At 66.9% G+C, this 8,630-nt stretch carries 8 protein-coding genes; 6 read left to right on the top strand and 2 right to left on the bottom strand.

The features are described 5' to 3' along the window. Window positions 1-351: type 2 periplasmic-binding domain-containing protein (locus AC1DS3_RS30910; protein ID WP_477128628.1), on the top strand; the 351-nt coding region annotated here is incomplete at its 5' end. A gap of 12 nt (window positions 352-363) precedes the next feature. On the opposite strand, the gene AC1DS3_RS30905 is transcribed toward AC1DS3_RS30910, so the two are convergent. Both AC1DS3_RS30905 and AC1DS3_RS30900 read right to left on the bottom strand, forming a co-directional pair. Further along, window positions 364-1,233 (bottom strand): IclR family transcriptional regulator, encoded by an 870-nt coding sequence (locus AC1DS3_RS30905; RefSeq protein WP_477128627.1) that lies wholly within the window; start codon window positions 1,231-1,233, stop codon window positions 364-366. Then, window positions 1,230-2,084 (bottom strand): IclR family transcriptional regulator, encoded by an 855-nt coding sequence (locus AC1DS3_RS30900; RefSeq protein ID WP_477128626.1) that lies wholly within the window; start codon window positions 2,082-2,084, stop codon window positions 1,230-1,232. The genes AC1DS3_RS30905 and AC1DS3_RS30900 overlap by 4 nt, the downstream gene beginning before the upstream one ends. A 304-nt stretch (window positions 2,085-2,388) precedes the next feature. Here AC1DS3_RS30900 and AC1DS3_RS30895 point away from each other — a divergent pair, with 304 nt between their 5' ends. From AC1DS3_RS30895 to AC1DS3_RS30875, 5 genes are all read left to right on the top strand, one after another. Further along, on the top strand, window positions 2,389-3,348 hold the full coding sequence (locus AC1DS3_RS30895; protein WP_477128625.1) for an MBL fold metallo-hydrolase: 960 nt from the start codon (window positions 2,389-2,391) through the stop codon (window positions 3,346-3,348). Window positions 3,349-3,402: 54 nt separating this feature from the next. Next, the gene (locus AC1DS3_RS30890; RefSeq protein ID WP_477128624.1) at window positions 3,403-5,136 is read left to right on the top strand and encodes an FAD-dependent oxidoreductase; all 1,734 of its coding nucleotides are present in this window, start codon (window positions 3,403-3,405) and stop codon (window positions 5,134-5,136) included. Between the two features lie 35 nt (window positions 5,137-5,171). Next, a complete protein-coding gene (locus AC1DS3_RS30885) occupies window positions 5,172-5,387 on the top strand; it encodes a DUF2783 domain-containing protein (protein WP_441636297.1) in 216 nt (71 codons plus the stop codon). Window positions 5,388-5,488: 101 nt separating this feature from the next. Beyond that, window positions 5,489-6,814 (top strand): MFS transporter, encoded by a 1,326-nt coding sequence (locus AC1DS3_RS30880; RefSeq protein WP_441636299.1) that lies wholly within the window; start codon window positions 5,489-5,491, stop codon window positions 6,812-6,814. A 201-nt stretch (window positions 6,815-7,015) separates the two neighbouring features. After that, the coding region (locus tag AC1DS3_RS30875) for a putative bifunctional diguanylate cyclase/phosphodiesterase (RefSeq protein ID WP_477128623.1) at window positions 7,016-8,630 on the top strand (1,615 nt) is incomplete at its 3' end.

Raw genomic sequence — 8,630 nt, 5'->3', positions numbered from 1 at the left:
GACGACCATGGCATCCAGCGCAATATCTACCTGTCGACGCCGCACTTCCTGGTGGTGCCGCTGCTGATGGAGCAGCAGCCGGACCTGATCGCCACGGTACCGCTGGAACTCGCCAACGTCTTTGCCCGGTACGGCACGGTGCGCGTGATGCAGCCGCCGGTGGCGCTGCCGGAATTCGCCATCAAGCAGCATTGGCATCCGCGTTTCCACCATGACCCGGCAATCATCTGGCTGCGCGAGCTGGTGAAACGGACCTTCGAACACTATCCACGGGTCGACGATGGCGAGGATGAAGCGGCGGCGCCTGCGCCGCAACCCAAGCGGCCCCGGCGCGTGGCAAAAGGAAAGTAAGCGGCGGCTCGGCTATCCGTTCCCCACGGCTACCTCTATCGGCTCCATCGCGCCGAACCGCCACGACAACCGCCGCGCCGCCTGCAACAGTGTCCCGGCCATTGCGCCGTCCGTACCGCTGTCAAAGCTGCCCGATGTGYCAATCAGGGCGATGACGAGCGCAATGCTGCCGGTGTGGTCGAACACCGCCGCCGCAAGCGTGTCGATGCCGGGCACGGGCCGGCCCAGCGCATTGTCGATCCGCTGCGCGCGGATTTGCGCCAGCCGGGCCGCGTACGCTGGCGCAAGTGCTTCGCCCGCGCCGCCATCCGCTTCGACAACATCCGATGCCCGTGCACCTGCGAGCCGCAGCGCGTCCTGGCCCAGCAGGCCAATCAGCACGGGCTCCGGCAGGTGCGCCGCGAACAGCCGGCCGATCGCCGTATTGACCAGCGACAGCACAGTGCCGACCCGCAGGCTGACGTGCTGCGGCCGCGCGGCTTCCTCCAGGCGGACCACGGTCGGCCCCAGCGGGCCAAGCACTGCCATTGCCACGCTCAGGCTGGTCGCGCCCGCCAGTTCGATCACTTCTGGCTCGGCCTCGCGGGTTGGCGAGAGCCGCTGCAAGGCGATCAGCCCGAGTTCGAGGCCCAGCGGGCCGGACAGGAAATTGCCCGCCGCGTCGCGCGCCAGCAAGCCGATCTTCTGCAGGCTGACCAGATGCGGGAACGCTTTGGCGGGCGGCATGCCGGCCGCGCGTGCAAGGTCGCGCAAGGGCAGCGGCCGCCCGGCCGCGACCAGCCCGGCAAGCAACTGGCCGGTGTTGTCCAGCGACTGGATGCCGCGTTGCGGCTTGGCGGCTTCACCCAGGATGTCGTCGATTGGCATGGGGGCGGGTGTCATTCGGTTTCGTTAGTGGYGTTAGTGGCGGCGATCGCGTCACGGATGGCCGCGGCGGTGTCTAGCAATGCGACAGCCACGGGGCCGCGCCAGCCCACATCGATGGCGCCGGTCGATCCGACCACGGTCAGCGCCAGGCGCAGCCGCCCGCTGGCGTCCAGCACCGGCACGCACAGGCTGCTGACGGCGGGGCTTGGTGCGTCGATGCTGCGCTCGATGCCGCGCTCGCGGATGGCGGCAAGATCCGCACCGAACGCGGTGGCGTCCACGGCGGGCGTATCGCCCGCGTGCTGTTGCGCCCAGATCGCCTGCCACTGGCCGGGCGGGAGAAACGCGCAGAACACGCGGCCGGTCGCCGTTGCCGACAGYGACATCACCGTGCCAACGTGCAGGTTCACGTGCAAGGGCGAGCCAGCGTGCGCATAGCGCACGATGGTGGGGCCCTGCGGGCCGGCGGCGCAGATCGCCACACTGAACCCGCACGAGCCGGCCAGCGCGGCCACCAGCGGCACCGCCGCCCGGTAGGCCGGATCGTGGTCCAGATACAGCATGCCGAGTTGCAGCGCGAGCGGGCCCGGCTCGTAGCGCCCGGACAGGTGGTCGCGCTTGATCAGGCCAAGCCGCACCAGGCTGACCAGGTAAGTGTGTGCTTGCGCGGGCGCAATCTGCACGCTGGCCGCAAGATCGGCCAGGGCCATCGGCGCGCGGACATCGGCCAGCGCGCGCAGGAAGCGGCCGCCGACTTCCACGCTCTGGATGCCGCGCTGCGCCTTCTCCTCGCCGCCGGCGTCCGCGATGTGGTCCTCGGATCGCGTTGATCGCGCGGATCGCGCTGGTCGTGCTGGTCGTGGCATTCGGCCCCCGCTTGAAAACCCAGATAGTAATCGACCGGGCGCCATCCGCCCGGCAAGACCGAGGGTTTCCCCTCGGATTTCTGCGTCTTGTTTGTGCCTTACCCTCCCCGCCCCTCTAGTTAGTCAAAAACAATACGATTTGTTATTGACTAATTTTGCTGCAATTCCTAAGATGGCCTTACCCCGATACCGGTGCAGTTATAGAGTGAATACGGGGCGAGACAGTCCCCCGCTATGCAGTGATCTGCTCCGGCGCCTGCTGTCTCGTCTTTCCCCCACGCAAGACAAAAGAGATGAGGCAAGCATGAGCAAGGCATTCGCATCCCAGGCCGACCTGGAAGCCAAGAAAGTCACCTTCACCCAGCTCTCCGAGAACGCTTACGCGTACACCGCCGAGGGCGACCCCAACTCCGGCGTGATCATCGGCGACGACGGCGTGCTGATCGTCGATACCACCGCCACGCCTGCCATGGCGCAAGACCTGATCGCCAGGATTCGCTCGGTGACGGACAAGCCCATCAAGTACGTCGTGCTCTCGCACTACCACGCGGTGCGCGTGCTGGGTGCTTCGGCCTACTTCGCCGAAGGCGCGCAGCAGATCATCGCCAGCCGCGGCACCTACGAGATGATCGTGGAGCGCGGCGAGGCCGACATGAAGTCGGAGATCGAACGCTTCCCGCGCCTGTTCGCCGGGGTGGAAACCGTGCCGGGCCTGACCTGGCCGACGCTGGTGTTCGAGAAAGAAATCACCCTGTACCTCGGCAAGCTCGAAGTGCGCATCGCCCATCTGGGCTCGGGCCACACCAAGGGCGACACAGTGGTCTGGCTGCCGTCGCAGAAGGTGCTGTTCTCCGGTGACCTGGTGGAGTACGACGCAGCCTGCTACTGCGGCGACGCGCAACTCGAGCAATGGCCCGCCACGCTCGACGCCTTGCAGGCGCTGGGCGCCGAGAAGCTCGTCCCCGGCCGCGGCCCGGCCCTGACCAATCCGGAAGAGGTCAAGAAGGGCATCGAGTACACCAAGGATTTCGTCACCACGCTGYTSCAGGCCGGCAAGGARGCCGTGGYGGACCGYMTGGACCTGAAGRGCGCSATGGCSCAYACGCGCAARTCSATGGACCCGAAGTTCGGCCASGTSTTCATCTACGAGCACTGCCTGCCKTTCGACGTGTCGCGCGCCTTCGATGAAGCCAGCGGCATCCAGCATCCGCGCATCTGGACCGCGCAGCGCGACAAGGAAATGTGGGCCGCGCTGCAAAACTGAAGGCCAATCGCCGCATAGATGGAATGGCCGTACAGAGTGGATGGAGACACCAGCATGAGCAACGATTACCAGAACCAGTCATTTGAGTACCAGCCCTGCCCCGAGCAACGGCAGGCGCACGCAGGCAAGCCGCACCCCGTGATCGTCGTGGGCGCCGGGCCCGTTGGCCTGGCCGCCGCGATCGACCTGGCCCAGCACGGCGTGCCGGTGGTGCTGGTGGACGATGACTGCACGCTGTCGAGCGGATCGCGCGCGATCTGCTTTGCCAAGCGCACGCTGGATGTCTTCGACCGGCTCGGCTGCGGCGAACCCATGGTGGACAAGGGCGTGCGCTGGCACGTCGGCAAGGTCTTCGTGCGCGACGAACAGGTCTACACCTTCGACCTGCTGCCGGAGGCCGGCCACCAACGGCCGGCCTTCATCAACCTGCAGCAGTATTACGTCGAGGGCTTCCTGCTCGACCGCGCGCGCCAGTTGCCGAACCTGGAGATCCGCTGGAAGCACAAGGTGACGGGCATCGAACAGCATCACGCCGGCACGCCTGACGCGGCCGTGGTGCTGACCGTCGACACACCGGACGGCCCCTATGCGCTCACCGGACGCTACGTGGTGGCGGCCGATGGCTCGCGCAGCCCGCTGCGCAACCTGCTGGGCCTGGACAGCAAGGGCCGCACGTTCAAGGATCGCTTCCTGATCGCCGACGTGAAGATGGAAGCCGAATTCCCCACGGAGCGCTGGTTCTGGTTCGACCCGCCTTTCCATCCGAACCAGTCGGTGCTGCTGCACCGCCAGCCCGACAATGTCTGGCGCATCGACTTCCAGCTCGGCTGGGACGCCGATCCCGTGCTGGAAAAAACGCCGGAGCGCGTGATTCCGCGCGTGCGGGCGCTGCTTGGCCCGGACGCGAAGTTCGAGCTGGAGTGGGTCAGCGTCTATACCTTCTCCTGCCTGCGCATGGACAGCTTCCGCCATGGCAATGTGCTGTTTGCCGGCGACTCCGCGCATGGCGTCTCGCCGTTCGGCGCGCGCGGCGCCAACAGCGGTGTGCAGGACGCGGAGAACCTGGCGTGGAAGCTGGCGTACGTGATCCAGGGCCGCGCGCCGGACAGCCTGCTCGACACCTATGCGAGCGAGCGCGAATATGCCGCCGACGAGAACATCCGCAATTCGACGCGCTCGACGGATTTCATCACGCCGAAGAGCACGGTCAGCAAGGTGTTCCGCGATGCCGTGCTGGCACTGTCGAAGAAGCATGCGTTCGCCCGGCAGCTGGTGAATAGCGGGCGGCTGTCATTGCCATCCGTGCTGCGCGATTCGGCGCTCAACACGCTTGACACCGGCGAGTTTGYCGACGCCATGGTGCCGGGCACGGCCTGCGTGGATGCGCCGATCTCCGGTGCGCAAGGCCAAGGATGGCTGCTGCCGCAACTAGGCGGGCAATTCACCGCGTTGCTGTTCGGCACGCCCGACGCCGACAGCCTGGCCGCCTTGCAACGGCTGGGACAAGGCACGCTGCCGCTCAAGCTGGTCGTGGTCAGCGCGAATGCCCAGTGCGCAGCATCGCCCGGCATAGCGGTGTGGCACGACGCCGAGGGACTCGCGGCGCGGCGCTACGACGCGCGGCCCGGCACGCTGTACCTGATCCGCCCCGACCAGCATGTCTGCGCGCGCTGGCGGCAGGTCGACATCGCCGCCGTCCAGCAGGCCATGTCACGCGCGACCGGCAACTTGCGAGGCACGCAGGCCGGCGCACCAACTGCGCAAGCGCCCGCTCCGGTAGCGGCATGAATCCCGCGGCGACATTCTGAGTCAGAGAGACAGCAATGGCACTCAACACCCAACCCAACCTGGCGCGCGCCGACGACTTCTACGAAGCCCTGATCGACATGCATCGCGATCTCGACGACGGCCAGAGCCAGGCGGCCAATGCGCAACTGATCCTGTTGCTCGCAAATCATATCGGCAACCACGACACGCTCGCCGCCGCCATGCAGCTCGCGCGGCAGGGCGCGGCGCCGGAGATCAGCGCGCAAGCCTGATCGCAGCGGGCGCGGCCCGCTGCCCGCTTCCACTCATTGCCAATACGCGCCAGACGTCGGCATCCAGGGCCCAGCCGGGCCCGCGTTCCCGGAGACAATCCATGACCTATTCCTCTGCAGGGGCCATTGCGCCCCCGGCTTGTGCTGCCCGCGACGAAGACGCGCTCTATCGAAAGATCTGGCTGCGCATCATTCCTTTCCTCTTTGTCTGCTACGTCATCTCCTTCCTCGACCGGATCAATATCGGCTTTGCCCAGCTGCAGATGAAGCAGGACCTGGGCTTCAGCGATGCGATGTACGGGCTGGGCGCTGCGGTGTTCTATGTGGGCTACGTGCTGTGCGAGGTGCCCAGCAACATGCTGCTGGCCCGCTTTGGCGCCCGCCGCACCTTCACCCGCATCATGTTGCTGTGGGGCCTGGCATCGGTCGGCATGATGTGGGTATCGACACCCACGCACTTCTATACACTGCGCTTCCTGTTGGGCGTGTTCGAAGCCGGCTTCTTCCCCGGCATCGTGCTGTACCTGACTTACTGGTTCCCGGCGCGGCGGCGCGCTGCCGTGATGGCCATCTTCTTCGCGGGCGTTGCCGTGGCCGGGGTGCTGGGCGGGCTGGTGTCGGGCTGGATCATGCGCGACATGGCCGGCGTGCTCGGGCTTTATGGCTGGAAGTGGATGTTTGCCATCGAGGGGGCGCCCGCCATCGTGCTCGGGCTCGCCGCCGCGGTGTTCCTGGTCGATGGCCCGCAGCAGGCGAGCTGGCTCACCGACCCGGAGAAGGCATTGCTCGCCGCGCATAACGGGCCGGCCGGACAGGCCACGCGCGCGCACTCGTTTGGCGCGCTCATCGAGGCGTTGCGCAATCCGCGCATCTACCTCTTTGCCTTCATTTACTTCGCGCTGACCTGCGGCTCGCTGACGCTGAGCTTCTGGATGCCCCTGATGATCCGGGACTTCGGCATCACCGATGTGATGTCCATCAGTCTTTACTCTGTCATCCCGAACGCCATCGGCGCCGTCGGCCTGATCCTGATTGCCCGCCACTCCGACCGGCGCGGCGAGCGGCATCGCCATTTCGTGGCCTGCACGGTAGGCGGCGCGCTGGCACTGGCGCTGCTGACCCTGCACCTGCCCAGCTTCGCGGCGATGCTCGCGTTGCTGTCCGCCGCGTGCGTGCTGATCTTTGCCGCGCTGCCGATCTTCTGGTCCTTGCCGCCAAGCCACCTGCCGGCCCACACAGCCGCCACCGGCATTGCCTTTATCAGCAGCATCGGCATTACCAGCGGCATCGTCAGCCCGTGGGTGATCGGGCAGATCAAGACGCACACGGGCAGCATGGACAACGCGCTGTACCTGCTCGCGGGGTTGCTGCTGGCCAGCGGCGCCGCCATGTGGGCAGGCGTGCCGAAGGCCGCGCCACGGCACTGATTGCCGGCCAGCCGCTGGCCAGCATTAGCCCCGGGGGCCAGTTGGCCCCCGGGCGCCGATCTTTTTGGGGTTTCGACTAAACTTGCCCGCCATCTTGTCGATATGAGGGGCGTACTGGCGCTTTCCTTGGCGCGCTCGCTCGGCGCGCGCGCGCCGGGCGGCCTCCAGGCAGTTCCAAGTCAACGTCCAGAAAGGTATTCCATGCACGCCGGTAGCTACAACAGTTTGCTTGTGCTGTTCTCACTGCTTGTCGCGATGCTGGCCTCCTACACGGCCCTGGACATGGCCGGGCGCATTGCCACCGCGCAAGGGCGCGCGGCCCACTGGTGGCTGGCGGGCGGCGCCTGCGCCATGGGCATCGGCATCTGGTCGATGCACTTCATCGCCATGCTGGCGTTCCACCTGCCGATTCCGCTGGGCTACGACCTGCCCATCACCGTGGCCTCGCTGCTGATCGCCATCGCGTCATCCGCGCTCGCGCTCTGGCTGGTGGGCAGGGAGACCTTGCCGTGGCGGCGCCTGGCAGGCGGCGCCTTGTTGATCGGCAGCGGCGTTGCCGGCATGCACTACACGGGCATGGCGGCACTGCGCATGGTGCCGGGCATCCACTACATCCCCTCGTTGTTCGTCCTGTCCGTGGTCATTGCGGTCGCGGCATCCGGCGCGGCGCTGTGGATCGCGTTCAACCTGCGGCGCGAGTCCGTCTGGGTGCGGCCCTTGCGGGCGGGCGCATCGGTGGTGATGGGCTYAGCCATCGCCGGGATGCACTACACCGGCATGGCGGCCGCGGAGTTTCCGATCGGCGTCGTCTGCGGCGCGGCGCGCGACGGCATGGACACAGGCTGGCTGGCCGTGGTGATCATCGTCGTCACGCTGGCCGTGCTGGCGATTGCCCTGATCACCTCGGTGCTCGACATGCGCCTGGAAGCCCGCACCGCCATGCTGGCCATCTCGCTCGCCGAAGCCAACCAGGAACTGACCTACCTGGCGCTGCACGACAACCTCACCAAGCTCCCCAACCGCGTACTGCTGGAAGACCGGCTCGAGCAGGCGATCCAGGGGGCCACGCGGGAGAAGAGCCGCTTCGCCCTGATGTTCATGGATCTGGACGGCTTCAAGGCGGTCAACGACGCCTATGGCCATCCCATTGGCGACCAGTTGCTGGTGGAAGTCGCGCGGCGCATCGGCGCCAATGTCCGCTCGCAGGACACCATCGCACGGCTGGGCGGCGACGAGTTCGTGCTGCTGGCCAGCGTCAGCGAGCCGGCGGATGCTGCCACCCTGGCCGAGAAAGTGCTGAGCGCCATCCGCGAGCCCTTCCAGGTAGCCGGCCGCGAGTTGCGCGTCTCCACCAGCATCGGCATCGCCATGTACCCTGGCGATGGCGAGCTCCAGCACGACTTGCTGACCAACGCCGACGCGGCGATGTATCACGCCAAAGCGCTGGGCCGCAACACCATCTGCTTCTTCGAAGCATCGATGAACGCCAACGTGCACGAGCAGCTTCAACTGGTGCAGGACATGCGCATGGCGCTGGAACGCCGTGAGCTGATCCTGCAGTACCAGCCCAAGCTCACCGCCCCCAGCGGCCCGATCGTCGGCGTGGAAGCCCTGGTGCGCTGGATGCATCCCACGCGTGGCCTGATCGCCCCGGACCAGTTCATCCCCCTCGCGGAGAAAACCGGCCTGATCGTGCCGATCGGGGACTGGATCCTGGACGAAGCCTGCCGGCAGATGCGGGCGTGGCGCAACGAGGGCCGCCCCGAGTGGACCATGGCGGTCAACCTCTCGGCGCTGCAGTTCCGGCACGCCAGCC

It is taken from the genome of Cupriavidus sp. 01L46 (genome assembly GCF_056399905.1).
This window is presented reverse-complemented; position numbering and strand designations above follow the sequence as displayed.